This is a genomic window from Klebsiella sp. D-Nf1 (assembly GCF_002810515.1).
Classification (GTDB): domain Bacteria; phylum Pseudomonadota; class Gammaproteobacteria; order Enterobacterales; family Enterobacteriaceae; genus Klebsiella; species Klebsiella variicola.
Window position 1 is genome coordinate 46,364 of the sequence record NZ_PIOK01000007.1, and the last position, 24,084, is coordinate 70,447.

Below are 24,084 nucleotides of genomic sequence, written 5' to 3' on the forward strand. Positions count from 1 at the left end.
TCCGGGCTTCGTTTTTTAACCGGGTACATTATGCAAGCATTGCTGGAACACTTTATCACCCAATCCACGGTCTACTCGTTGTTAGCCGTGATGCTGGTGGCCTTTCTCGAGTCGCTGGCGCTGGTGGGGCTTATCTTACCCGGAACGGTGATGATGGCCGGCCTTGGGGCGCTTATCGGCAGCGGTGAGGTTAACTTCTGGCAGGCGTGGCTGGCGGGGATTGTCGGCTGTCTGCTGGGCGACTGGATCTCATTCTGGCTCGGCTGGCGCTTTAAAAAGCCGCTGCACCGCTGGTCGTTTATGAAGAAAAACCGTGCCCTGCTGGAGAAGACCGAGCATGCGTTGCATCAGCACAGCATGATCACCATTCTGATCGGCCGCTTTGTTGGGCCGACGCGACCGCTGGTGCCGATGGTCGCCGGGATGCTCGATCTGCCGGTGGCGAAGTTTGTGCTACCGAATATTATCGGCTGCCTGCTCTGGCCGCCGCTCTATTTCCTGCCCGGCATTCTCGCCGGGGCGGCGATTGATATTCCGGCCGATGAAAACAGCGCCAGCTTTAAATGGCTGCTGTTGGGGGCGGCGCTGCTGGCCTGGCTGGCAGGGTGGCTGTGCTGGCGGCTGTGGCGGAGCGCGAAAACCTCAGGCGATCGCCTGACCCGCTGGCTGCCGCGTGGCCGACTGCTGTGGCTGTCACCGCTGATGGTGGTGGTCGCCGCGACGGCGCTGACTCTGGTCTGCCGCCATCCGCTGATGCCGGTCTATCTGGCGATCCTGCACAAGGTTATTGCGCGCTGATGCCCATCAGATGCGAGGCGCTGCTGTTGCCGTTTAACAGCTCGGCGGTGGCGCCATCCCAGACAATCCGCCCTTCGGCGACGACTATCGAGCGCGGTGCGATGCGCGCGGCATCTTCCACACTGTGTGAGACCATCAATAGCGTGAGCTGCTGCTGCTCGCAGACATCGGCGACCAGGGACAGCATCTCCTGACGCAGCGCCGGGTCAAGCGCTGAGAAGGGTTCATCCAGCAACAGCACTGGCTGCTGGCGCACCAGACAGCGGGCCAGCGCCGCGCGCTGCCGCTGACCGCCGGAAAGCTCGCCCGGCAGGCGTTCCAGCAGCGGATCAATTCCCATCTGTCCGGCCATCGCCGCCACCTGCGCCTGCTGCTCGCGGCTCAGTTTCAGGCCCGGGTGGATCCCGAGGCTGATATTCTGCCGAATGGTCAGATGGTTAAACAGGTTATTCTCCTGGAACAGCATTGAGACCGGACGCTGCGCCGGCGGCGTCGCGTTATGCGTCTCGCCGTTGATCCGCAGGCTGCCGCTGGCGGGCGGCAGAAAACCGGCGATCAGATTCAGCAGGGTGCTCTTTCCGGCGCCGCTGGGGCCGAGCACCGCGATACGCTCGCCGCGCGCGACGTCGAGGGTAAAGCGCATCGGCAGATGCTGGTACAGCCAGGTCACATCATTGAGTTTTAGCATCACGCCCCGGAAGTTTTTCAATCAGCGTAAATAATAAGAAACAGAGCAGCAGCAGGAGCAGGGCGGTGACGGCGCCGTCCTGGCTGCGGTAGGCGCCTATCTGCTGGTAGAGATAGAAAGGCAGGGTGCGGAACGCCTCGTTACCGAACAGGGCCACCACGCCGAAGTCACCAATCGACAGCACGCAGGCGAAGGCTAACGCCTGGGCCAGCGGGCGCCGGAGGGCGCGAAGCTCAACCACCCGCAGCCGCGTGAAGCCTTCAATCCCCAGCGACTGGCAGAGCATACTGTAGCGGGCGGTCACGTCGCGCATCGGGTTTTCCAGCACTTTAAGCGCGTAGGGGATCGCCATCAGGGCATTGGTGAAGATGACGATGCCGTCGGCGGACTCCGGTAGTCCGACGCTGTTACTGAGCAGCAGAAAAAAGCCAGTGGCCAGCACAATCCCAGGCATCGCAAGGATTAACATGCCGCTCAGTTCCATCGCCTGCCCGGCCAGCGGCCGCTGGCGGGCGCGCAGCTCCCGGCTGCTCCACAGCAGCATCATCGTCAGGGTTACGCTCAACAGCCCGGCGGCGATGGCGATGCGCAGAGAGGTACTCAATGCCTGCCAGAGCGCCGGCTGCGCCAGCACGTTCAGCATGTTGCGGTTGATCCCGTCGACGATGACCGCCAGCAGCGGCGGGAGCAGCAGCAGCAGGGCGGCGCCGATCAAGAGTCCATCGCTCAGGCGGCTATGCAGGCGATCGTCAGGGTCGCGCCAGCCGTGGACATGGCTGACGCCGATAGCCACCGCTTTACTCAGACGCTGGCTGAGCAGCACCAGCGCGAGGCAGCAAAGCATCTGGATCAGCGCCAGCATTGCCGCTCGCGCCGGATCGTAGTCAAAGCTCAGCGCCTGGTAGATAGCCAGCTCAATGGTGGTGGCTTTCGGACCGCCGCCCAGCGACAGCACAGTGGCGAAGCTGGCGAAGCAGAGCATAAAAATCAGCGCAGCGACGGCGGGAATGTGCCGGCGCATCCACGGCCATTCGACGAGGCGGAAGAAGGCATAGCCGCGCATGCCAAGCTGGGCGGCAATTTGCCGCTGTTCACCAGGGATACTCTCCAGCGCCTGCAGCAGCAGGCGGGTGGCCATCGGCATATTGAAAAAGACGTGCGCCAGCAAGATGCCCTGCAGACCGTAGGGCGAGAAATCCCACTGCCAGCCGAGCGCGTGGAACAGCGCGGCGATCCACCCCTGGCGGCCATAGACGCTGAGGATACCAAACACCGCCACCAGCACCGGCAGGATCAGGGTCATTGCGCACAGGCGCAGCAGCAGCGTGCGGCCCGGGAAGCGACGCCGGTAAAGCGCGCGGGCGAGAAAGATCGCCGGCCCTACCGAGAACAGCGCTGACAGCGAGGCCTGCCAGAAGGAGAAGCGCACCACGTGCCACAGGTAGCTATCGCTGAAGACCGATTGCCAACCCGCGCCGGGCGCGCTAAACCACAGCGCCAGAAATGCCGCCAGCGCGACGGCGCAGAGCAGGGTGGCGGCAAAAAGGCCCGGTAATAGCCCGCTAAGGTTTAGCGGCTGACGGCGCGTTGCCATGCATTAATCCAGGTCTGACGCTCGCTGGCGACCTGCTGCGGGGTAAACGACAGGGTGGTCTGCGGCTTCACCAGGGTATCAAACCCGGCCGGCAGCGCGACCTGAGTCACCGGATACATCCAGTTCCCGGTGGGGATGGCGTTCTGGAAGCCAGGCGAGACCATAAATTTGAGGAACTTCTCCGCCAGTTCCGGCTGCTTGCTGGCGGCGGTACGCGCGGCAACTTCGACCTGCAGATAATGGCCTTCAGCGAAGCTCGCCGCCGCATAGTTGTCTTTCTTCTCTTCAATTATGTGGTAAGCCGGCGAGGTGGTGTAGCTTAAGACCAGGTCGCTTTCCCCTTTCAGGAACAGACCGTAGGCTTCACTCCAGCCCTTGGTGACGGTGACCGTTTTCGCCGCCAGCTTCTGCCAGGCCTCGGGTGCTTTATCGCCATAGATCTTTTGCATCCACAGCAGTAGGCCCAGCCCCGGGGTGCTGGTGCGGGGATCTTCGTAGATGACGCGCCATTTCTGCGGGCTCTCAACCAGCTCTTTCAGGCTCTTCGGCGGGTTAGCCAGTTTATCTTTGTCATAGACGAAGGCGAAGTAGCCGTAATCGTAGGGGATAAAGGTGTCATTATCCCAGCCGCCCGGCACGCTGACCGCGCTGGCGGGAACGTGGCTTTTGGCGAACAGTTTACTCTGCGCCGCGGCTTCCAGCAGGTTGTTATCAAGGCCAAGCACGACATCGGCCTTGCTGTTCTTGCCTTCCATGCGCAGGCGATTCAGCAGCGAAACGCCATCTTCCAGGGCGACGAACTTCAGTTCGCAGCCGCAGTCCGCTTCAAAGGCTTTTTTGACCGCCGGGCCGGGGCCCCAGTCGGCAGAGAAGGAGTCATAGGTATAGACGGTGAGGACAGGCTTAGCCAGAGCGGGCATGGCGACCAGCGCCAGCAGCGGGAGTAATTTTTTCAACACTTTGCACCTCAGAAAAAAGGGGTGGCAAAGGATTTTGAGTGAGCCTCAAATCCCTTCGCCGGCGTTATCCGGATCAGGTTCGACGGGTATTTTCTCAGCCCATACGCTTCATCCTTCAAGCCGCATCTGCGTTAGCTTCGCGCGTTCACCCCAGTCACATAGTTATCTATGCTCCAGGGGATTCACCCGCTTGCTGCCTTGATGCAACTTGAATGATATTGCGTATGTTTATTAGCACCCCGTTGAGAACGGCCTTAGTGTAATGATTTTGTCAGATGACGGAAAGCGCTTACGGCTCCGGCGGCGCAAACCACGCGGATTTAAAGTCGAACCAGCCGAGGGTGTTCATCCGTACGCCGCGCATACTGCGCTGCCCCTGAATCATCAGCCAGTGGTGGATCAGCGGCACGATATGTTGCCCGGCCAGCAGCCGCTGGCTCCAGGTGGCCGGATTAAACTCTCCCGCGCGCCAGTTGCAAGCGTCTGCCTGCCAGTCAATGGGGATGCAGCGCTGAATGAGCGGGACTTCGTACAGATAGGCGAAGAGTGAGAATTCGATCGGCAAGGTGAAGTTAACGCTGTTGAGCCAGATATCGCTGACCACCTCGCCGCGATGCCAGGCATCGTACTCCAGCTCCTGGATCTCCAGCTTTACCTGATGCGCTGCCAGCAGGTCGCGCATGATCCCGCCGATCACCCGATGTTCGACGTGATCGCGGTAATAGGTGAGGGTGACGGTCTCCAGCCCCGCAGGCTTCTCGCAGGCGTGGTTGCTGGCGTGATGCCAGCGCGGCAGCAGGCCGTAGGCGGGAAACCAGTTGCCCTGGTAGTGTTCGCCCGCATGGTAGAGCAGGTTGGCGGGCTGAAACAGATAGCTTAACCAGCGACGCACCGCGTCGTTGGCCCCCAGCGGGCTTCGCGAGTCGAACAGCAGGTAATAGCACCCTTCTTCCAGGCGACTCTCCACCGCTTTTTCGCTTTCGGTATTGCCCTGCAGCGTCAGGCCGCCATTGGGCTCTTCACTAATTTCCGGCAGCACCCAGACGTTCACCTCATCGATCAGCGCCCGGTAGCCAAAATAGTCTTCAAAGGCATGGATCTTGAGCTGGTTCTGATTGTTACGCACCACGGCATAAGGGCCGGTGCCGACCGGCATGGAGGAAAAGTGGTTCATGGCCTGCCACTCCTGCGGCAGCACCATCGCCGGCACCTGACCCAGCAGCCAGGGCAGCCAGCGGTCGGGCTGGCGCAGATGAATATCCAGGGTCCAGGCGGTGGGCGATTCGATGCGTTCGATATGTGAATAGAGCGGCAGGGCATTGCTGCGCTGCAGAGAGGCGATCACATCCGCCATCTCCAGCTCACGGCCGTGGTGAAAATGGATGCCTGGGCGGAGGAAAAAGCGCCAGTGGGTGGGGGTCAGCTGCTGCCAGTGGTGGGCAATATCGGCTTCCAGTTCCCCATTTTCCTCATTTACCCGCGTCAGGGCGCTGAATATTTGCCGGGCAATATGCGTTTCCGAACGCCGCAGCGCGCTGCCGGGCAGTAGATTCTTCATCGGACGGTAGTAGAGCACGCGCAGGATATGCCGCCCCTGGCGAAAGCTGCGGCCAAGATGAGAGATCAGCATCTGGCGGACGGCGGCCTTATCGCCGACCAGCTGCACCAGCTGATCGATGCGATCCTGCTCGAGGAGATCTTCGGCACGCTGCTGCTGCAGGGCGAGACCGGTATAGAGAAAGGTCAGCCGCGAACGCTTGCCGCGGCCTGCCTCCGCCTCCCAGGCCAACCAACCGCGGGACTCCATCATATTGAGCAAGGTGCGCATATGACGGCGCGAGCAGCTCAGCATTTCCGCCAGCTCGTTGAGGGTGGTCTCCTGCGACTTGCCGTCGCAGCACTGCCATAAGCGGATGAACTGTTGTTGCAGACGGCTGGAAGACATAAAAGGGGAACTCCTGCGCAAAACTCAGCAATTTATTACTCCCCATATTAAGCCAATAATGAATCCCGATGAAGCGAGGAGGTGAATATGATGAGGTCTACCGCAAAATCGTTCTACCGGCGCTATTTTTCTGCGACGCAGGATGCGTCCTGGCTGGCCCGCCTGATGGCAGGACGACAACAGGAAATCCTGGGAGAGCTGATGCAGTGGGGAGTGATGTCAAAGGCCTCTGATCATTGACTTGCAGACATCATGTGTGACTGAGTATTGGTGTTATACTCGTCGTTTTTCACGCTGCAGGTACGTTGGCTGCGACCGCTCGTTTCGCTGTCGATGCGCTCAGGGCCTAACGTTCTGGCCACGCTCACCCTTTCAGGGCCAGCACAAGCGCTGTGCAAAACGGTTAACCGTTTTGTCCTGCAACATGAAACCCATAGAGTATAGAATCACCCGCCAGCAGAAATCCTCTGCTGGCTTTTTTCGTTTACTTCGCGTGTGTTAAGGACATTCCATGCTGTGGTTGATGACGATGGGACGACGGCTAAACGGCGTCTATGCTGCCTTTATGCTGGTTGCTTTTATGATGGGCGTGGCGGGCGCGTTGCAGGCGCCGACGTTGAGTTTGTTTCTCAGCCGCGAAGTAGGGGCGCAGCCGTTCTGGGTGGGCCTGTTCTACACCGTGAATGCCATTGCCGGGATCCTGGTGAGTCTGGCGTTGGCTAAGCGCTCCGATAGCCGCGGCGATCGGCGGCGGTTAATTATGCTCTGCTGCCTGATGGCGGTGGGCAATGCGCTGCTGTTTGCCTTCAATCGTCACTACCCGACGTTAATTACCTGCGGCGTGATGCTGGCGTCCATCGCCAATGCCGCCATGCCGCAGCTCTTCGCCCTGGCGCGGGAGTATGCCGACAGCTCAGCGCGGGAAGTGGTGATGTTCAGCTCGATCATGCGCGCCCAGCTGTCGCTGGCGTGGGTGATTGGCCCGCCTCTGGCCTTTATGCTGGCGCTCAATTATGGCTTTACCACCATGTTTTCCATTGCGGCGGGCATCTTTGTGATTAGTCTGGCGCTGATTGCCATCAAACTGCCCTCGGTCCCGCGGGTGGAACAGCCTTCGGAAGAGGCGGCGGCGCTGGTGCAGGCCGGCGGCTGGCAGGATAAGAACGTACGCATGCTGTTCATCGCCTCCACGCTGATGTGGACCTGCAACACGATGTATATCATTGATATGCCGCTGTGGATCAGTAGCGATCTCGGCCTTCCCGATAGCCTGGCCGGGATCCTGATGGGCACTGCCGCCGGACTGGAGATACCGGCGATGATCCTCGCCGGTTACTACGTGAAGCGCTTTGGCAAACGTAAAATGATGGTGGCGGCGGTCGCGGCCGGTGTGCTGTTTTATGCCGGGTTGATTCTGTTTCATGGCCGTACGGCGCTGCTGGCGCTGCAGTTGTTTAACGCGGTCTTTATCGGCATTATCGCCGGGATCGGTATGCTGTGGTTCCAGGATTTAATGCCGGGTCGGGCGGGGGCGGCGACCACCCTGTTCACCAACAGTATTTCCACCGGCGTGATCCTCGCCGGGGTGATGCAGGGGGCGCTGTCGCAAAGTTATGGCCACGCCAGCGTCTACTGGACGATCGCCGCGATTTCGCTGGTGACGCTGTTTTTGACCAGCAAGGTGAAGGATATCTGACAAACCGCCTTGCCCCGGCGTACAGCGTCGCCGGGGCAAGCTGACTACTCCAGGACGATACGCTTGATATCGCCGATGATAAAAATGTAGGCAATCACGCCGATCAGCGCCGTCAGGCCGACGTAGATCAGTGCGTAAAAGAAATTACCCGTTGCGGAAATAATCACGCCAATTATCAGTGGCGCAATAATGGATGCCATATTGGCACAGAAATTAAATATGCCGCCGGTGAGGCCTGCCATATTTTCCGGGGCAATATCAGAAATTAATGTCCAGCCCAGACCGACCATTCCCTGGCCAAAAAACGCCACCGACATAATAATGATAACGGTGCTGTTAGCGCTTACCCAGTTCGCCGCAATAATACAGCTGGACAACAATAAACCGGAAATTATTGGTAACTTTCGACTAATGTTGACGGAGCCGGTTCGCTTCAGCAACCGGTCCGAGATCCAGCCGCCGAAGAGGATGCCGATCGCGGCGGCGAGGAAGGGCCAGGTGGCGAAGAATCCGACGTGAAGCCAGGGGAGATGGCGCTCGTTGGCAAGATAACTGGGAAACCACGTCAGAAAAAACACCAGCGTGGTGTTCCCGGCAAACTGGCCCAGACTGGCGCCTACGATCTGACGACAGCCCAGCAGACGCCTGGCGTCACGCCAGTTAAATGGAACGTTCTGGATTTTATTGTTAATGTTGTTTGCGCCGATGTAATCCAACTCTGCTTTATTAGCCGTGCGTGATTCATGCGGTTCGTGATAAAAACGCCACCACACCAATGTAAATAAAATACCTAATCCGCCGGTGAGAAAAAACAGCGTTCTCCAGCCATGGTGTTCGAGGATTAAAAATAACAGCGGCGAGAAAGCGGCCAGCCCTATATATTCGCCAACCGTATATGTTGCCGTCGCCCGCGCGCGCTCATGCTGGGGAAACCAGGTGCTGACGATGCGGCTGTTGGCCGGAAAGCAGGGCGCTTCGCTGACGCCAAGCCCCAGGCGCAGGAGGAGCAGGGTTTTCAGCCCGAGGGTAAAACTTTGCAGCAGGGTAAACAGCGACCAGAAGAAAATAGACAGAGCATAGGTGAGCTTGTTACCAAAACGGTCTAAAAATACCCCGCCAGGGATCTGCGCCAGCGCATAGGTCCAGGCAAAGGCGGAGAAAATGATGCCCATCATCGCCGGATCGATATGAATTTCCTGGGTTAATTGTGGGGCGACAATACCAAGGATCGTGCGATCGAGATAATTTATCATCGTTCCGACGGACAACAGCAGTAAAATAACTATCCGAACGCGGCTTCTTTTTTTCGTCCCCGATGAGGAAGTGAGGACTTCCTGAGAGTTTGACATACTCATAGCGAGTTCCTTTAAAGTTTAAAATATTTTTGCATATATTCGCACATGCAAAAACATCTCCAGGAACTATAGATAGTATCTATGAATGGCAACGCTTTGTTGCACATTCATACGCTTCACAAAAGAATATTTGATGTAACGCCGATATTTACCCGCTCACGCACATTATTGGTGGCTTGCATGGTATATTAGCGTCAGTGCATTTATTCTTATATTATACGGGCAAAAATAATGAACCTAAAGCAACTTTATTATTTTAAACGTCTGTCTGAAACCGAACATTACACCGAAGCTGCCTCCAGTCTGTGCATCACTCAGCCCTCGCTAAGCCATGCGATATCGGAGCTGGAGAAGGAGTTAGGGGTCGCGCTGTTCGCCAGACAGGGACGGAACGTTAAAATTACGCAAAACGGCAAGCGTTTTTTGCCATATGTCGAAGATGCGCTGGCCTCGCTGGAAAATGGCCGGGTGACACTACAAAAAAATGGCGTTGAGAATAAAGAGAACATTCGCATCGCCTTTATTTACACGATGGGCGAATATGTTGTTCCGCAGTTAATTAATCAATATTCTCTTTCACCTGAATGTCACAATGTTACTTTTTCTTTTACTCAGGGGACATCACTGACATTATTGCAGGAGCTGAAAGCAGGCAAAGTCGATCTGGCGATCTGTTCTTATATTGCGGATGAGCCGGATATCGATTTTATTCCTGTTATTCAGCAGGAGCTGGTGGTGGTCACGGCGAAGGATCATCCGTTGGCCCGCTTGTATGAATATGAGGTCGATCTGGTAGAGACGATTCATTATCCCTATATCTATTTTTCAGAGAATAGCGGTTTACGTCCGTTTATCGATAATGTGTTTATGCAGCAAAAGCTGGTACCGGAGATCGCCTGCTACGTGGAAGAGGATACCGCGATGGCCGGGCTGGTCAGTATTGACTATGGGATCGCGATTATGCCGCGTATCTCTGCGCTCTCCTATTACAACGTTCACATCCTGAAGATTAAAAACACCATCCCCCCACGTTACATCTATCTGGCGACAATGAAAGATCGGCTACTTTCCCCAGCGCTACAGTCATTTAAAAATGTGGTTATCCACGACAGCCAGAATCTCTGTTAGCGATTGGCCCGGAGGTGATCTCCGGGCCATCCGGGTATCAGGAAAGAATATCCATCACTTCACGTAGCTTGGCGATAGCGATCTGTCCCGGCGCAGAAGCCTGTCCTACGGTGCCGAAGGTCATCGCCGAACCGAACAAGCGCCCGGTCACCCGGCTAACGCCACCGGATTTCCCCATCGACATAGTAATCAGCGGGCGAGTGGCATATTTTTCTTTCATGGTCAGCGTGGCAGCGAGCAGGGTCAGAACGTCCTGCGGCGACTGCGGCATCACCGCGATCTTCGGCAGGTCGGCACCCAGATCCTGCATGCGGCGCAGGCGATAGATAATATCTTCCTGAGCGGGGGTCTTGTGGAAATCATGGTTACTCATGATCACCTTGACGCCCGCGGCATGCGCATCGTCAACCAGCGCGCGGATCTGCGCTTCATCATTGAATAGCTCGATATCGATAACATCAACCAGTCCGCTGCGCGCGGCTTCGCGATTGAGCGCGAAGTACGCTTCATCGCTGATCTCGGTTTCGCCACCCTCTTTCTTGCTGCGGAAGGTGAACAGCAGCGGGAGCGCTTTCAGCGCGCCACGGATTTCCGCCAGCGCGGTCATCACCTGGGTCAGTTCTCTGACCTGGGTAAAGTGGTCAACGCGCCACTCGATGATATCGGCCCCGGCATCGACCAGGCCGTGGGCGTTACCCAGTATCTCATCCAGGGTTTTGCCGATCAGCGGTACACAAATGAGGGTTTCCCCTTCCTGAAAGGTGATGTTCTTTACGGTTACTGCATTTGTCATGTAGGTATCCATTATTGTTCGCGTTGAACCTCAGGCGGTGACTGCGGTGCGGGACACTTTTTGCGCCGCCCGAGCCTGCAGTTGACGATAGCCGATGTACAGGGCGATCACAAAGCCGATTACGGCGATCAGGAGATCAAACCACATAATGCTGGCAATGCTGATCTGCGAAAGCTTTGCGGTGATCAGCGGGATCGTGAAGCTGGCGATACTGCCGGCGGTGTAGAAGATCCCGGTTGCCTTGCCTTTTCCGTTCGGGAAACTCATCGCCATGATGGTTGCTCCCAACTGCAGTACCCCGCCGGCGGCGGCAAAGCCGATGACAAAGGCGAAGCCGGTGACCATCATCGGCGTCGGGAACAGGCACACCAGCAGCAGCGAAATCATCGACAGGCCAGTATAGATGATCATGGCGATGGCTGAGCTGAACACCTCTTTGACGAAGGCGGCGGTCACGAAGACGCAGACCAGCGAACCGACGGTATAGATGCTAAGCAGTTTAATCGCCGAGGCATAGGGCAGGCCGACCACGAACTGACCATACTGCGCCAACCACTGGCTGACCAGATAGAAGGTCGCCATGCCAATGTAGCCGTACAGGGTGAAGACCACCATATCCAGCTTATTGGCCTGCGGCCGGGCAGTTGCTTCCGCCTGCGCCGTGGAGGCTTCCTCTTTTTTCGCCGACTGGCTATCAGGGAACGGCATTTTGAGCAGGTAGATACCGCTCAGGACAAACAGCGCCGCCGCAATCACGAACGAATAGCCGAACCACAGATTCGCCCAGATCAGGAAGCTGATAATGAACGGCAGCAGGAACTGCCCGGCGGAAACGAAGGCTTTGATCAGCACGTTGGCCCGGCTGGCGGAGTGCGGGAAAGACTCCATCAGCGCCGGGTAGGTTCCGGAGTCGAGGAAGCTATTCGCCAGGCCCGCCATAATGCCGAAGACATAGGCAAGATAGATATTTTTAGTCAGCAGGATGCCGACGAAGAAGATCAGATAGCTGAAGATCCCCAGATAAATAAAAGGCTTACGACCGAAACGATCCGACAAAAAGCCGGTTACGATAGTCGCCAGCTTGCCGATACCTAACGAGGAGATAACGATTGATACGCCAGCAGCGTCTGTTCCCCACTGTTCCTGAAGATGGGCCATGTTGAGGGTGATTAAAAGCACCCCCATGCCGTGGATCAGGTAGTTGAGATACAGCCCTGCCGCAGTAGGGATGTATTTATTTTTCATCATTCGCCTCTTAGAACAGAATGCTCTTGATGTAATCAACCGGCATCTGTTTACCCGTCCAGATTTCGAACGCGCGCGCGCCTTGCCACAGCATCATCCCCAGACCGTTCAGGGTGCGGCAGCCTTTTTTCTCCGCCACTTCCAGCAGGTGGGTTTTACGCGGGTTGTAGACGACGTCAGAGACGATCAGATCCGGGCGCAGGAAGCTGTCGTTCGGCAGCAGCATTTGGCCTTCGAACGGCTTCATGCCAACGCCGGTGGCATTGGTCAGGATCACGCTGCTGTCGATTTCGGCGCGCAGCTTGTCATGATCGTCGAGATCGAACAGATGGATCTCGCAGTTGGTGTTGTTGCGGATCTTAGCTACCGTTTCTTCGGCGTTGGCGAAGAATTTATCGCGGCGGTTAAAGATGGAGATTGCTTTCACGCCATCCAGCGCCGCCTGGACGCAGAGGGCGGTCGCCGCGCCGCCGGCGCCGAGCACGGTCATCTTCTTGCCGATGATATCGATACCCGCTTCGCTAAGGGCGCGCATATAGCCGGTGCCATCGGTGATATGACCGGTCAGTACGCCATCGTCGTTGACCACGGTGTTGACCGCCCCGACCAGCTGCGCCGCCGGCGACAGTTTATCGAGATACTGGCAAATTTCGGTTTTGTTCGGCATAGAGACATTAAAGCCGCGCAGCTTCATTGCCCGGAAGCCCTGCACAACGTCTTTCAGCTCCTGATTACCGACTTCAAAAGCCAGATAAACATAGTCCAGCCCGAGATGGGCGAAAGCCTCGTTATGCATGGTGGGTGACATGCTGTGGCGAATCGGGGTGGCGATCAGGCCAATCAGCTCAGTGTGTCCAGTAATACGTTCTGCCATGACAAAAATCCTCAATAAGTTAGAAAGGGAATTCGTTGTGCTTCGCGGCTGCCCAGCGCACCCATATCTTCCAGGGTATCCAGCACGTTGCGGCCTTCGCGGATGCCGTCGATAATGCGCCGTGCCATCAGGCTGTCGCCGATATTCATGATTTTGACGTTATTGGCATTAGCCCAGCGCTCGATCTCGTCGAGGCCCGTCCGATTGGCGCGCATCCCCAGGCAGACAAAGCCGTAGTCAAAGGGGATATCGAAGGTTTGCTGTGTATTTTTCACCCGGAAATGGTCGGCAGCGACCGCCATCAGTTGGGTATTCATGTGCTGTTCGACCTGGTGCTCGTCGAGCATGGTCAACATGGCATTTTTGGTAATAATGTCGAGATCGCGACCGGCGGCGTCCTGCATTTCGATTAAGACCGCTTGCGCGCCGCGCGCCGTAAAGTATTCGATAACGTCGAGGCCAACGGCGCCTGCGCCGACGACGGCGATGCGTTTACCTTCGATATTGGTAAATTTCGCCAGGTTGTCGATCATGCCGGTAATGGAAAAGACTTTGCCGTCCGCGGTATCAATGTTTTCCCGCAAGCCTTCAATGGGCGGCAGCAGCGGCGTTGAGCCAGTGGCGTTGACAATCAGATGCGGATGCAGGGCGGAAACTGAGGCCACGTCGGCACGTTTGCCGACCTGCAGCATCAGGTTGTCCAGCGAGGCGATGCGATTTTTCATAAACTGCGGGAAATCGGCGATACGCTTTTTCTCCGGCAGACGGGAGATATCGCTGGCGAGGCCGCCGACGTGGTTTTTCGCCTCCAGCAGCCAGGTATGGCAACCGACTTCCGCCGCGGTGCAGGCGGCTTCCATCCCGGCGGTGCCGGCGCCGATGACTACTACATTCGTTTCGCGACTGACGCGGCGCATTTTGTAGGCATCGCCGTGGATGATGTCTGGGTTAATCGAACAGCGCAGCGGGCGCGAGCGGGCGATACGATGGTCAGCGCAACCGATATTGCAGGAGATGCATTTGCGCATCAGGCGCTCTTTACCGCCTTGCACCTTCTGCACCCACTCCGGCTCGGCAATCAGGCCGCGGCCAATGGCAATAAGGTCGGCATCGCCGCTGGCGAGAATATCCTCGGCCACCTGTGGTGAGCGAATATTGCCGGCGATGACCGTGGGCTTATGGAATTTATCGCGCACCGCGCGGGAAAGATAGCGCTTCCAGCCATCCTCCAGCGACATCTGGTCGATTTGCAGATTCAGGTTGTCATTCTGCGCCGCAGAGACGTTGATGATATCGACCTTATCCTGGCAGAGTTCAAGGATCCGCAGGGAATCTTCGAGGGTATTGCCACCTTTGAGGAAGTCATCGGCGCTGATGCGCAGGCTGACCGGAAAACGCGGCCCCACGCAGGCGCGCACTTTATCGATAATCAGACTTAATATCCGGGTACGGTTTTCGACGCTGCCGCCAAATTCATCGGTGCGTTTGTTAAATAACGGCGATAAAAACTGGCTAATTAAATAGGAATGACCGGCATGAATTTCGACGCTGTCAAAACCCGCACGACGAACGCGCTCCGCGGCATCACCAAACTTTTCAACGGCATGATAAATTTCCTCATGCGTCATCGGGCGCGGAATATTTCCGTTCTTTTTCGAGGGCGTCGAGGAGGAGGAGAGCGGCGTCTGACCGTCGAGGCGGTAGGCATAAGCGGAAGCGCCAGCATGATTTAACTGAATGGATACGCAGGCGCCATGTTTATGCAGGGTTTCGGTTAATTTAAACAGTCGCGGAATATATTGATCGTTATCGATGCGCAGCTGTGTGGTGCCATTGGAAGCGAAGGGAAAATCAATACAGATATTTTCGATGGTGATAAGTCCGGTGCCACCTTTGGCTCGCAGTTCGTAGTATTCAAGCTGTTCCTGCGAGACCTCGCCGTTGAGCGTGGCCATATTGGTGCCCATAGGAGGCATGATAATGCGGTTTTTAAGCGTCATGCCGTTGATGGTCAACGGACTGAAAAGGTGCGGGTAGTGGCTCATCTCTTCTCTCCACAGGAGGCCGGGAGGCCGATATGCGGGGGCCCGGGCGTGTCCTTAGTTAATATTTCTCTGTGGTAAAAGATAGCGAGGGGAAAAATCGAAAAATAATGCTTTTTTTTGTTCTGAGCTATAGGGGTTCTCTATGAGATTAACGCTTCTTTCACATTCTTATATTTTTATATTAAACACTCGTACCTTATTTTTACTTGCAGTGAAGGGATAATACATAAACAGCGCAGAGAAAGGGGAGGAAAGCGGAATGATTCGCCTTTATCTCTAAGTACAGGTCAGTGTAATGGTCTGGCGACCAGCGCGAGAATATTGTTTTTTGTGCTCGGGATCTCAATTTTCCGCCACGATAAAATAAAAAACCCGGTCAAATGACCGGGCCCGAAGGTTAATTCATAAACGCCGGCAGCTTGCGTTCATAGTCGGAAATCGCCTCTCCGTGCTGCAGCGTCAGGCCGATGCTATCCAGGCCGTTGAGCATACAGTGGCGACGGAAGTCGTCGATCTTAAAGCTGTAGGTTTTATCCCCAGCTTTAACTACCTGCGCTTCCAGATCCACTTCAAACGTAATGCCCGGGTTGGCCTGCACCAGCTTGAACAGCTCGTCGACCTGCTCGTCGCTCAAGGTTACCGGCAGCAGCTGGTTATTGAAGCTGTTGCCGTAAAAGATATCGGCAAAGCTTGGCGCAATAACGACCTTAAAGCCGTAATCGGTCAACGCCCACGGCGCGTGCTCGCGCGAGGAGCCGCAGCCGAAGTTTTCACGTGCCAGCAGGATTGACGCCCCTTTGTATTGCGGGAAGTTCAGCACAAACTCCGGGTTCGGCTGCTGGCCTTTATCGTCGAGAAAGCGCCAGTCGTTAAACAGGTGGGCGCCAAAGCCAGTGCGGGTCACTTTCTGCAAAAACTGCTTGGGAATAATCGCGTCGGTATCGACGTTTGCAGCATCCAGCGGAACCACCAGGCCGGTATGTTGGGTAAATTTCTCTGCCATGATGGTCTCCTTACTTCAGATTACGGATATCGGCGAAATGACCGGTAACAGCTGCCGCTGCGGCCATTGCCGGGCTCACCAGGTGCGTGCGTCCGCCGCGGCCCTGACGGCCTTCAAAATTACGGTTGCTGGTGGAGGCACAGCGCTCGCCCGGATTCAGGCGGTCATTGTTCATTGCCAGACACATCGAGCAACCCGGTAAGCGCCACTCAAAGCCGGCTTCGATGAAGATCTTATCCAGGCCTTCCGCTTCCGCCTGCGCTTTCACCGGACCGGAACCCGGCACCACCAGCGCCTGGACACCCGGCGCCACTTTACGCCCTTTAGCGATTTCCGCCGCGGCGCGTAAATCTTCGATTCGCGAGTTGGTGCAGGAGCCGATAAACACTTTGTCGATAGCCACATCCGTCAGCGGGATCCCGGATTTCAGGCCCATGTAGGCCAGCGCTTTTTCGGCGCTGGCGCGTTCCACTGGATCGCTGAATGACGCCGGATCGGGGATATTATCAGTCACTGAGATCACCTGGCCCGGGTTGGTGCCCCAGGTCACCTGCGGGGCAATCTCTGCCGCCTGCAGCGTCACCACGGTATCAAACGTCGCGCCGTCGTCGGTTTTCAGGGTTTTCCAGTACGCGACGGCATCGTCAAAATCTTTGCCTTTCGGCGCATGCAGACGGCCGCGTACATAATTGAAGGTGGTTTCGTCTGGCGCGACCAGGCCCGCTTTGGCACCCATCTCGATCGCCATGTTGCACAGGGTCATACGCCCTTCCATGCTCAGATCGCGGATCGCTTCGCCGCAGAACTCAACCACATGGCCGGTGCCGCCGGCGCTACCGGTTTTACCGATGATGGCCAGCACGATATCTTTGGCGGTAATGCCCGGCGCCGCTTTGCCCTGGACTTCGATTTTCATGGTCTTCGCGCGGCCCTGTTTCAGGGTCTGGGTCGCCAGCACATGCTCCACTTCGGAGGTGCCGATACCGAACGCCAGCGCACCGAACGCGCCGTGGGTGGCGGTATGGGAGTCACCGCAAACAATGGTCATCCCTGGCAGGGTGACGCCCTGTTCCGGGCCCATGACGTGGACGATGCCCTGGTATGGGTGATTCAAGTCATACAGCTCAACGCCAAACTCTTTACAGTTTTTAATCAGCTCTTGCATCTGGATGCGGGCCATCTCGCCGGACGCGTTGATATCTTTGGTCTGCGTCGAGACGTTGTGATCCATGGTAGCGAAGGTTTTACCCGGCTGGCGCACCTGGCGGCCATGTGCGCGCAGGCCGTCAAACGCCTGCGGGGAGGTCACTTCGTGCACCAGATGGCGGTCGATGTACAGCAGCGGGGTTTCGTTCTGCGCCTCATACACTATGTGCGCATCAAATAATTTTTCGTATAACGTCTTCGCCATGATTACACCCCTTCTGCGACATAGCGGGCAATAATATCGCCCATTTCATCAGTACTGACCGCCGCCGTTCCGCGCGCCAGGTCGCCGGTACGAACCCCTTCTTCTAAGGCTCGGTTGATGGCGCTTTCAATGGCGGTCGCCGCTTCGTCAGCGTCGAGGCTGTAGCGCAGCAGCAGGGCCAGAGAGAGGATCTGCGCGATCGGGTTAGCGATATTTTTGCCGGCGATATCCGGTGCGGAACCGCCCGCCGGCTCATACAGGCCAAAACCTTGTTCGTTGAGGCTGGCGGATGGCAACATACCCATCGAGCCGGTGATCATCGCGCACTCGTCGGAGAGGATGTCGCCAAACAGGTTAGAGCACAGCAGCACGTCGAACTGGGACGGATCTTTAATCAGTTGCATGGTGGCGTTATCGATATACATATGCGCCAGCTCAACGTCCGGATACTCCTTGCCGATCTCAGTGACGATTTCGCGCCACAGAATGGACGACTGCAGGACGTTGGCCTTATCGATGGAGGTCACTTTATGACGACGCTTACGAGCGGATTCAAAAGCGATGCGCGCGATACGTTCGATTTCAAAGCGGTGATACACCTCGGTATCAAAGGCTTTCTCATGCTGACCGCTGCCTTCGCGGCCTTTCGGCTGGCCGAAGTAGATGCCGCCGGTCAGTTCGCGAACGCAGAGAATGTCGAAGCCGTTGGCAGCGATATCGGCGCGCAGCGGGCAGAACTCCTCCAGCCCCTGATACAGTTTGGCCGGACGCAGGTTGCTGAACAGTTTGAAGTGCTTACGCAGCGGCAGCAGCGCACCGCGCTCTGGCTGCTCGGCGGGCGGCAGGTGTTCCCATTTCGGGCCACCGACGGAGCCGAACAGGATAGCATCCGCCTGTTCACATCCGGCGACGGTCGCCTGCGGCAGGGGAGTCCCCTGACGGTCAATAGCCGCCCCACCGACGTCATACTGGCTGGTAGTAATGTGCATGGCAAAACGTTGGCGCACGGCTTCCAGTACTTTCATCGCCTGGTTCATCACTTCCGGGCCAATGCCATCACCCGGCAAAACGGCAATATGATAATTCTTCGACATTACACGGTTTCCTTATTGTTCTCTTTATTCTGAGCTTTGCGTTGCAATTCTTTTTCGACTTCGGCGGCGCGCCAGATGTTGTTCAGCACGTGAACCATGGCTTTTGCTGACGACTCAACGATATCCGTTGCCAGACCCACCCCGTGGAAGCGGCGGCCGTTGTAGTCAACGACGATATCCACCTGGCCCAGGGCATCTTTGCCGTGGCCTTTTGCACTTAAGCCATACTTCACTAATTCAATGTTGTAATTGGTGACGCGATTAATGGCCTGGTAGATGGCGTCGACCGGGCCATTGCCGTTGGCGGCTTCGGTTTTGATCTCATCCCCACAGACCAGCTTGATCGAGGCGGTCGCGATGTCGCTGGAGCCGGACTGGACGTTGAAGTAATCCAGACGGAAATGCTCCGGCTCTTCCTGCTGCTTGTTGATAAACGCCAGCGCTTCCAGATCGTAATCGAAGACCTGGCCTTTTTTGTCCGCCAGCTTCAGGAAGGCGTCGTACAGATGATCCAGGTTGTAATCGCTCTCCTGGTAGCCCATCTCTTCCATCCGGTGTTTCACCGCCGCGCGGCCGGAGCGGGAGGTCAGGTTCAGCTGTACCTGGTTCAGGCCGATGGATTCCGGGGTCATGATTTCGTAGTTTTCGCGGTTCTTCAGCACGCCGTCCTGGTGGATGCCGGAGGAGTGGGCGAAGGCGCCGGTGCCGACGATGGCTTTGTTGGCCGGGATTGGCATATTGCAGATTTGGCTGACGGTCTGGCTGGTGCGCCAGATTTCATGATGATTAATGTTGGTGTGCACGTTCATGATGTCTTTGCGCACTTTGATCGCCATGATCACTTCTTCCAGCGCGCAGTTACCGGCGCGTTCGCCGATACCGTTCATCGCGCCTTCTACCTGGCGTGCGCCAGCGTGGACCGCGGCGAGGGCGTTACCGACGGCGATGCCCAGATCATCATGGGTGTGGACGGAAATAATCGCTTTGTCGATATTCGGCACGCGATCATACAGGCCGCTGATAATATTGGCGTATTCGAAGGGCATGGTGTAGCCGACGGTGTCCGGGATATTAATGGTGGTGGCGCCAGCGTTGATCGCCGCTTCGACGACGCGAGCCAGATCGGCAATCGGCGTACGGCCGGCGTCTTCACAGGAGAATTCGACATCGTCAGTGTAGTTGCGCGCCCGCTTCACCATATAGATCGCGCGCTCAATCACTTCATCCAGTGTGCTGCGCAGTTTGGTGGCGATATGCATCGGCGAGGTCGCAATAAAGGTATGGATGCGGAAAGCTTCAGCCACCTTTAAGGATTCTGCTGCTACATCGATATCTTTCTCAACGCAGCGCGCCAGAGCGCAAACGCGGCTGTTTTTGATGGTGCGCGCGATACTTTGCACCGATTCAAAATCGCCCGGGGACGAGACCGGGAAACCGACTTCCATTACGTCGACCCCCATACGCTCAAGGGCCAGAGCGATCTGCAGCTTCTCTTTGACACTCAGGCTTGCCTGTAACGCTTGTTCGCCATCACGTAAGGTCGTATCGAAAATAATGACTTGCTGGCTCATGGTTTGGATCCTTAGTCTGTGTCCTGGCGCCTTGTTGACGAGCATAAAAAAACCCGCGCCAAGGCGCGGGTTTTATAGTCTTGCTGGAAGATGACTTAACGCTGAACGTCGCCCAACAGCCTACCGCGCAAATGGCATGCGTTTAGTAGTAGTAGGCTGGTGATACGAGCGGTGCGAATCATTGCGTCAAACTCCAGATGAAATCGTTATGCTTTTAGAGTTACTGGATAGCCGTTTTAAAGTCAACCCCTGGCACGGAAAAAGCGTTATTGGCTCACGATGTGAATTAGCAAATTGTGCTGATGTAAGCCCTGTTTTGCCGAAGATCCTATTTTGGACAAAGGGGGGCGCGTCCTCATTTGTTTCATTTGAAAAAGTGCTTTGCATTCAACGCATCGCCCACGATGTGCCGTGAACGAGGCGGCAAAAAAAAGCTATCTGAATGAAAATATTATATTTATTTTTCTTGTGAATGTATTTGCTCATTATCGGATTATTTTTCAATGATAAATATTTGTTAATAATATGGTGTTAAAACTAAAATACTTTATTATTGCTTAAGTTACAGTTAACTATTGGTGTTGTTTTTATTTTTACGGATTATGGTTACACTCATCATCATTAAGTAACTGGTATGGTTTGAGCGGTTCATTTTCCTGGTAATCCCGCTTTTTCACTGCCAATCATAGCCTTGATATATTCCTAAAAATCTCCTTTGCTATTTTGCAAATGTCATTTGCATGATAAATGATATTTTCGACGCTAATTATAGTGGTTTAGTAAAGGGAATTCATCGTGACGGCGGAATTAGATATGTTAATTGAAACTCCAGAATATAAAACAGCCCCCGGACAGGAAGTCGTTAAACCTCAACTACGGATGGTTGATCTCAATCTGCTCACCGTTTTTGATGCGGTGATGCAAGAGCAGAATATTACCCGTGCCGCCCATACGCTCGGCATGTCGCAACCCGCGGTGAGCAACGCGGTTTCACGTCTGAAAGTGATGTTTAATGATGAGCTGTTTGTGCGCTATGGCCGCGGTATTCAGCCGACGGCACGGGCCTATCAGCTTTTTGGTTCTGTGCGCCAGGCACTGCAGCTGGTCCAAAACGAATTGCCGGGCTCCGGTTTTGAACCGCTAAGCAGTGAGCGCGTTTTCAATCTGTGCGTCTGCAGCCCGCTGGATAACATCCTGACGTCGGTTATTTTTAATAAAGTTGCGGAGATCGCGCCCAATATTCATTTGGTCTTTAAATCCGCGCTGAATCAAAATACAGAACATCAGTTACGTTATCAGGAAACGGAATTTGTGATCGGTTATGAAGAGTTCCGTCGCCCTGAGTTTGCCTGCGTCCCATTATTCAAAGACGAAATGGTTTTGGTGGCCAGTCGCAACCACCCCCGTATTTCCGGGCCGGTGATGGAGGCGGATATTTATCGTGAGGAGCATGCTACAGTGGCTCTCGATCGGTATGCCTCATTCAGTTTACCGTGGTATGACACGGCCGATAAACAGGCGCGTATCGCCTATCAGGGTAATGCGATGGTCAGCGTATTAAACGTGGTATCGCAAACCCAGATGGTGGCCATTGCGCCACGCTGGTTGGCCAATGAGTTTGCCGATAAATTAGCACTGCAAATATTACCCTTACCGTTGAAGGTCAACAGCCGGACCTGCTATCTCTCGTGGCATGAAGCGGCTGGCCGCGATAAAGGCCATCAGTGGATGGAAGAGCTGCTGGTGGATATTTGCAAGCGCTGAGTCGATGGCAACGAGGATGAAAGGAGCTTCGGCTCCTTTTTTTATATGATATAAATTCGATAACGCAGAATTTTGTTCTGTTTGGCCTGTGCGAGACGCTCGTCGGGTTCGTGAAAAATGGATCAATTCCTGCTATCACGCCTTTTCTCCGAGTATTTACCATTCCCTTTTCTTATCTCTGAAGCAATCCACCATATTTTCACCTCTCCGCTTTCTTTTCTTCTTATTATGGGGGGAACACATCCCCTGCGGCGAATTGCCTGCCTGCTGGCGAGCAGTTATGGTAGTGGCATGCAGTCCATTCACCTCAGTGCGGAGGGTCTCTCCTCCGCATCGTGCGAGCGCGCGGAAATTGAGTTCCGCTGTCGTAAAACAATAAGCCTGGAGGCAAACCATGGAGATGTTGTCAGGAGCCGAGATGGTCGTCCAATCGCTTGTCGATCAGGGCGTCAAGCAAGTATTCGGCTATCCCGGAGGCGCAGTCCTCGATATCTATGATGCGTTACATACCCTTGGCGGTATCGATCATGTGCTGGTTCGCCACGAGCAGGCGGCAGTGCATATGGCGGATGGCCTGGCGCGGGCGACCGGCGAGGTTGGCGTCGTGCTGGTCACCTCTGGACCAGGGGCGACGAACGCCATCACCGGCATCGCGACGGCCTATATGGATTCCATTCCGCTGGTGATCCTCTCCGGGCAGGTGGCGACATCGCTTATCGGTTACGATGCCTTCCAGGAGTGCGACATGGTGGGAATTTCCCGTCCGGTGGTGAAGCACAGTTTCCTGGTGAAGCAGACCGAAGATATTCCCGGTGTCCTGAAGAAAGCCTTCTGGCTGGCGGCCAGCGGTCGCCCGGGACCGGTGGTGGTCGATCTACCGAAAGATATTCTCAATCCGGCGAAAAAGCTGCCGTACGCCTGGCCGGACGCGGTGAGTATGCGTTCGTATAACCCGACTACCAGCGGCCATAAGGGACAGATTAAACGCGCCTTGCAGACCCTGGCGGCGGCGAGTAAGCCGGTTGTTTACGTCGGCGGCGGGGCGATCAATGCGCATTGCGAACCCCAGCTGCGTGAGCTGGTGGAAAAGCTGAAGCTGCCGGTTGCTTCCTCCCTGATGGGGCTTGGCGCTTTCCCGGCGACGCACTCGCAGGCGCTGGGGATGCTGGGTATGCACGGCACCTATGAAGCCAACATGACCATGCACCATTCGGACGTCATTTTCGCCGTCGGCGTCCGCTTTGACGATCGGACCACCAACAATCTGGCCAAGTACTGTCCGAACGCGACGGTGCTGCATATTGATATCGATCCGACCTCGATCTCGAAAACCGTGCCGGCAGATGTGCCGATCGTCGGTGATGCCCGGCTGGTGCTGGAGCAGATGCTGGAGCTACTGGACCAGGAAGAGACGCAGCAGCCGCTGGACGACATTCGCGACTGGTGGCAACAGATTGAGCAGTGGCGTGCCCGCCATTGTCTGCGCTACGACGATCAGAGCGATAAAATCAAACCGCAGGCGGTGATTGAAACTATCTGGCGGCTGACCCAGGGCGATGCCTACGTCACTTCCGATGTGGGCCAGCACCAGATGTTCGCCGCCCTTTATTACCCCTTCGACAAGCCGCGGCGCTGGATTAACTCCGGTGGTCTCGGCACCATGGGCTTTGGCTTACCGGCTGCGTTGGGGGTCAAAATGGCTCTGCCGGACGAAATGGTGGTCTGCGTGACCGGTGACGGCAGTATCCAAATGAACATTCAGGAGCTCTCTACTGCGCTGCAGTATGAGTTGCCGGTACTGGTGCTCAACCTTAACAACCGCTATCTCGGGATGGTGAAGCAGTGGCAGGATATGCTCTATTCCGGACGCCATTCGCAGTCCTATATGGAGTCGCTGCCGGACTTTGTGCGTCTGGCGGAAGCCTATGGTCACGTCGGGATCCGCATCAGCGAGCCGCAGGAGCTGGAGTCAAAGCTTGCTGAAGCGCTGGAGCAGGTGCGTCAGCGCCGGCTGGTGTTTGTCGATGTCACCGTCGACGGCAGTGAGCATGTGTACCCCATGCAGATCCGCGGCGGCGGCATGGATGAGATGTGGTTGAGCAAAACGGAGAGGACCTGATT

At 56.0% G+C, this 24,084-nt stretch carries 20 protein-coding genes and 1 riboswitch; of the genes, 6 read left to right on the plus strand and 14 right to left on the minus strand.

From position 1 onward, the window contains the following. The first annotated feature begins 30 nt into the window (after positions 1-30). Positions 31-798: a DedA family protein gene (locus CWM54_RS22695; protein ID WP_008807458.1), complete on the plus strand. Its 768-nt coding sequence runs from the start codon at positions 31-33 to the stop codon at positions 796-798. On the opposite strand, the gene thiQ is transcribed toward CWM54_RS22695, so the two are convergent. The 4 genes from thiQ to sgrR form a co-directional block, all read right to left on the minus strand. Then, positions 785-1,486, minus strand: coding sequence for a thiamine ABC transporter ATP-binding protein ThiQ (gene thiQ, locus CWM54_RS22700; RefSeq protein WP_100698575.1), 702 nt, complete (start codon positions 1,484-1,486; stop codon positions 785-787). The two genes, CWM54_RS22695 and thiQ, sit on opposite strands and share 14 nt — an antisense overlap. Continuing rightward, entirely contained in the window at positions 1,470-3,080 is a 1,611-nt protein-coding gene (gene thiP, locus CWM54_RS22705) for a thiamine/thiamine pyrophosphate ABC transporter permease ThiP (RefSeq protein WP_100681628.1), read from the minus strand. Before thiP ends, thiQ begins: the two co-directional genes overlap by 17 nt. After that, the gene (thiB, locus tag CWM54_RS22710; protein WP_100698577.1) at positions 3,056-4,039 is read right to left on the minus strand and encodes a thiamine ABC transporter substrate binding subunit; all 984 of its coding nucleotides are present in this window, start codon (positions 4,037-4,039) and stop codon (positions 3,056-3,058) included. The genes thiP and thiB overlap by 25 nt, the downstream gene beginning before the upstream one ends. A 32-nt stretch (positions 4,040-4,071) precedes the next feature. Further along, positions 4,072-4,291: riboswitch (TPP riboswitch) on the minus strand. A gap of 37 nt (positions 4,292-4,328) precedes the next feature. Beyond that, positions 4,329-5,984, minus strand: coding sequence for an HTH-type transcriptional regulator SgrR (gene sgrR / locus CWM54_RS22715; RefSeq protein ID WP_100698579.1), 1,656 nt, complete (start codon positions 5,982-5,984; stop codon positions 4,329-4,331). A gap of 87 nt (positions 5,985-6,071) precedes the next feature. Between sgrR and sgrT the strand changes: the two genes are divergently transcribed. Both sgrT and CWM54_RS22730 read left to right on the plus strand, forming a co-directional pair. After that, positions 6,072-6,224, plus strand: a complete 153-nt coding sequence (gene sgrT / locus CWM54_RS22720; protein ID WP_100698581.1) for a glucose uptake inhibitor SgrT — start codon at positions 6,072-6,074, stop codon at positions 6,222-6,224. A 271-nt stretch (positions 6,225-6,495) separates the two neighbouring features. Further along, the gene (locus tag CWM54_RS22730; RefSeq protein ID WP_100698585.1) at positions 6,496-7,680 is read left to right on the plus strand and encodes a sugar efflux transporter; all 1,185 of its coding nucleotides are present in this window, start codon (positions 6,496-6,498) and stop codon (positions 7,678-7,680) included. 44 nt (positions 7,681-7,724) lie between these two features. Here CWM54_RS22730 and CWM54_RS22735 read toward each other — a convergent pair whose 3' ends face one another. Beyond that, the gene (locus tag CWM54_RS22735) at positions 7,725-9,035 is read right to left on the minus strand and encodes an MFS transporter (protein WP_012542864.1); all 1,311 of its coding nucleotides are present in this window, start codon (positions 9,033-9,035) and stop codon (positions 7,725-7,727) included. A gap of 231 nt (positions 9,036-9,266) precedes the next feature. On the opposite strand from CWM54_RS22735, the gene CWM54_RS22740 reads away from it, so the two are divergent. Beyond that, a complete protein-coding gene (locus CWM54_RS22740) occupies positions 9,267-10,163 on the plus strand; it encodes a LysR family transcriptional regulator (RefSeq protein ID WP_100698587.1) in 897 nt (298 codons plus the stop codon). A gap of 37 nt (positions 10,164-10,200) precedes the next feature. Here the strand turns inward: CWM54_RS22740 and aroD are convergent, their stop codons facing one another. From aroD to leuL, 9 genes are all read right to left on the minus strand, one after another. Next, positions 10,201-10,956 (minus strand): type I 3-dehydroquinate dehydratase, encoded by a 756-nt coding sequence (gene aroD / locus CWM54_RS22745; protein ID WP_100698589.1) that lies wholly within the window; start codon positions 10,954-10,956, stop codon positions 10,201-10,203. Between the two features lie 30 nt (positions 10,957-10,986). Next, positions 10,987-12,201 (minus strand): MFS transporter, encoded by a 1,215-nt coding sequence (locus tag CWM54_RS22750; RefSeq protein WP_100681622.1) that lies wholly within the window; start codon positions 12,199-12,201, stop codon positions 10,987-10,989. A gap of 10 nt (positions 12,202-12,211) precedes the next feature. Then, positions 12,212-13,075, minus strand: coding sequence for a shikimate dehydrogenase (locus tag CWM54_RS22755; RefSeq protein WP_008807448.1), 864 nt, complete (start codon positions 13,073-13,075; stop codon positions 12,212-12,214). Between the two features lie 11 nt (positions 13,076-13,086). Then, entirely contained in the window at positions 13,087-15,120 is a 2,034-nt protein-coding gene (locus CWM54_RS22760) for an FAD-dependent oxidoreductase (RefSeq protein WP_074386870.1), read from the minus strand. Positions 15,121-15,517: 397 nt separating this feature from the next. After that, positions 15,518-16,123, minus strand: a complete 606-nt coding sequence (leuD, locus tag CWM54_RS22765; protein WP_061155773.1) for a 3-isopropylmalate dehydratase small subunit — start codon at positions 16,121-16,123, stop codon at positions 15,518-15,520. 10 nt (positions 16,124-16,133) lie between these two features. After that, complete coding sequence (leuC, locus tag CWM54_RS22770) at positions 16,134-17,534, minus strand: 3-isopropylmalate dehydratase large subunit (protein ID WP_100681621.1); 1,401 nt, start codon at positions 17,532-17,534, stop codon at positions 16,134-16,136. 2 nt (positions 17,535-17,536) lie between these two features. Next, on the minus strand, positions 17,537-18,628 hold the full coding sequence (gene leuB / locus CWM54_RS22775; RefSeq protein ID WP_008807444.1) for a 3-isopropylmalate dehydrogenase: 1,092 nt from the start codon (positions 18,626-18,628) through the stop codon (positions 17,537-17,539). Then, positions 18,628-20,199 carry a 2-isopropylmalate synthase gene (gene leuA / locus CWM54_RS22780; RefSeq protein WP_061155771.1) on the minus strand — a complete coding sequence of 524 codons (1,572 nt, stop codon included), beginning with the start codon at positions 20,197-20,199 and terminating at the stop codon, positions 18,628-18,630. Before leuA ends, leuB begins: the two co-directional genes overlap by 1 nt. Before the next feature lie 95 nt (positions 20,200-20,294). Further along, positions 20,295-20,381: a leu operon leader peptide gene (gene leuL / locus CWM54_RS22785; RefSeq protein WP_004222662.1), complete on the minus strand. Its 87-nt coding sequence runs from the start codon at positions 20,379-20,381 to the stop codon at positions 20,295-20,297. Between the two features lie 613 nt (positions 20,382-20,994). Between leuL and leuO the strand changes: the two genes are divergently transcribed. Both leuO and ilvI read left to right on the plus strand, forming a co-directional pair. Further along, complete coding sequence (gene leuO / locus CWM54_RS22795; protein ID WP_074386869.1) at positions 20,995-21,963, plus strand: transcriptional regulator LeuO; 969 nt, start codon at positions 20,995-20,997, stop codon at positions 21,961-21,963. Positions 21,964-22,357: 394 nt separating this feature from the next. Next, positions 22,358-24,082, plus strand: a complete 1,725-nt coding sequence (gene ilvI, locus CWM54_RS22805; RefSeq protein ID WP_061155769.1) for an acetolactate synthase 3 large subunit — start codon at positions 22,358-22,360, stop codon at positions 24,080-24,082. Positions 24,083-24,084 lie beyond the last annotated feature (2 nt).

What these genes read in the sequence shown, in the direction of transcription:
- sgrR (WP_100698579.1), bottom strand. Translation starts at nt 5,984, where the DNA reads ATGTCTTCCAGCCGTCTGCAACAACAGTTCATCCGCTTATGGCAGTGC.
- CWM54_RS22750 (WP_100681622.1), bottom strand. Translation starts at nt 12,201, where the DNA reads ATGAAAAATAAATACATCCCTACTGCGGCAGGGCTGTATCTCAACTAC.
- ilvI (WP_061155769.1), top strand. Translation starts at nt 22,358, where the DNA reads ATGGAGATGTTGTCAGGAGCCGAGATGGTCGTCCAATCGCTTGTCGAT.
- leuB (WP_008807444.1), bottom strand. Translation starts at nt 18,628, where the DNA reads ATGTCGAAGAATTATCATATTGCCGTTTTGCCGGGTGATGGCATTGGC.
- leuL (WP_004222662.1), bottom strand. Translation starts at nt 20,381, where the DNA reads ATGATTCGCACCGCTCGTATCACCAGCCTACTACTACTAAACGCATGC.
- sgrT (WP_100698581.1), top strand. Translation starts at nt 6,072, where the DNA reads ATGATGAGGTCTACCGCAAAATCGTTCTACCGGCGCTATTTTTCTGCG.
- CWM54_RS22695 (WP_008807458.1), top strand. Translation starts at nt 31, where the DNA reads ATGCAAGCATTGCTGGAACACTTTATCACCCAATCCACGGTCTACTCG.
- thiP (WP_100681628.1), bottom strand. Translation starts at nt 3,080, where the DNA reads ATGGCAACGCGCCGTCAGCCGCTAAACCTTAGCGGGCTATTACCGGGC.
- leuA (WP_061155771.1), bottom strand. Translation starts at nt 20,199, where the DNA reads ATGAGCCAGCAAGTCATTATTTTCGATACGACCTTACGTGATGGCGAA.
- leuD (WP_061155773.1), bottom strand. Translation starts at nt 16,123, where the DNA reads ATGGCAGAGAAATTTACCCAACATACCGGCCTGGTGGTTCCGCTGGAT.
- CWM54_RS22740 (WP_100698587.1), top strand. Translation starts at nt 9,267, where the DNA reads ATGAACCTAAAGCAACTTTATTATTTTAAACGTCTGTCTGAAACCGAA.
- aroD (WP_100698589.1), bottom strand. Translation starts at nt 10,956, where the DNA reads ATGACAAATGCAGTAACCGTAAAGAACATCACCTTTCAGGAAGGGGAA.
- thiQ (WP_100698575.1), bottom strand. Translation starts at nt 1,486, where the DNA reads ATGCTAAAACTCAATGATGTGACCTGGCTGTACCAGCATCTGCCGATG.
- CWM54_RS22730 (WP_100698585.1), top strand. Translation starts at nt 6,496, where the DNA reads ATGCTGTGGTTGATGACGATGGGACGACGGCTAAACGGCGTCTATGCT.
- leuC (WP_100681621.1), bottom strand. Translation starts at nt 17,534, where the DNA reads ATGGCGAAGACGTTATACGAAAAATTATTTGATGCGCACATAGTGTAT.
- CWM54_RS22755 (WP_008807448.1), bottom strand. Translation starts at nt 13,075, where the DNA reads ATGGCAGAACGTATTACTGGACACACTGAGCTGATTGGCCTGATCGCC.
- CWM54_RS22760 (WP_074386870.1), bottom strand. Translation starts at nt 15,120, where the DNA reads ATGAGCCACTACCCGCACCTTTTCAGTCCGTTGACCATCAACGGCATG.
- CWM54_RS22735 (WP_012542864.1), bottom strand. Translation starts at nt 9,035, where the DNA reads ATGAGTATGTCAAACTCTCAGGAAGTCCTCACTTCCTCATCGGGGACG.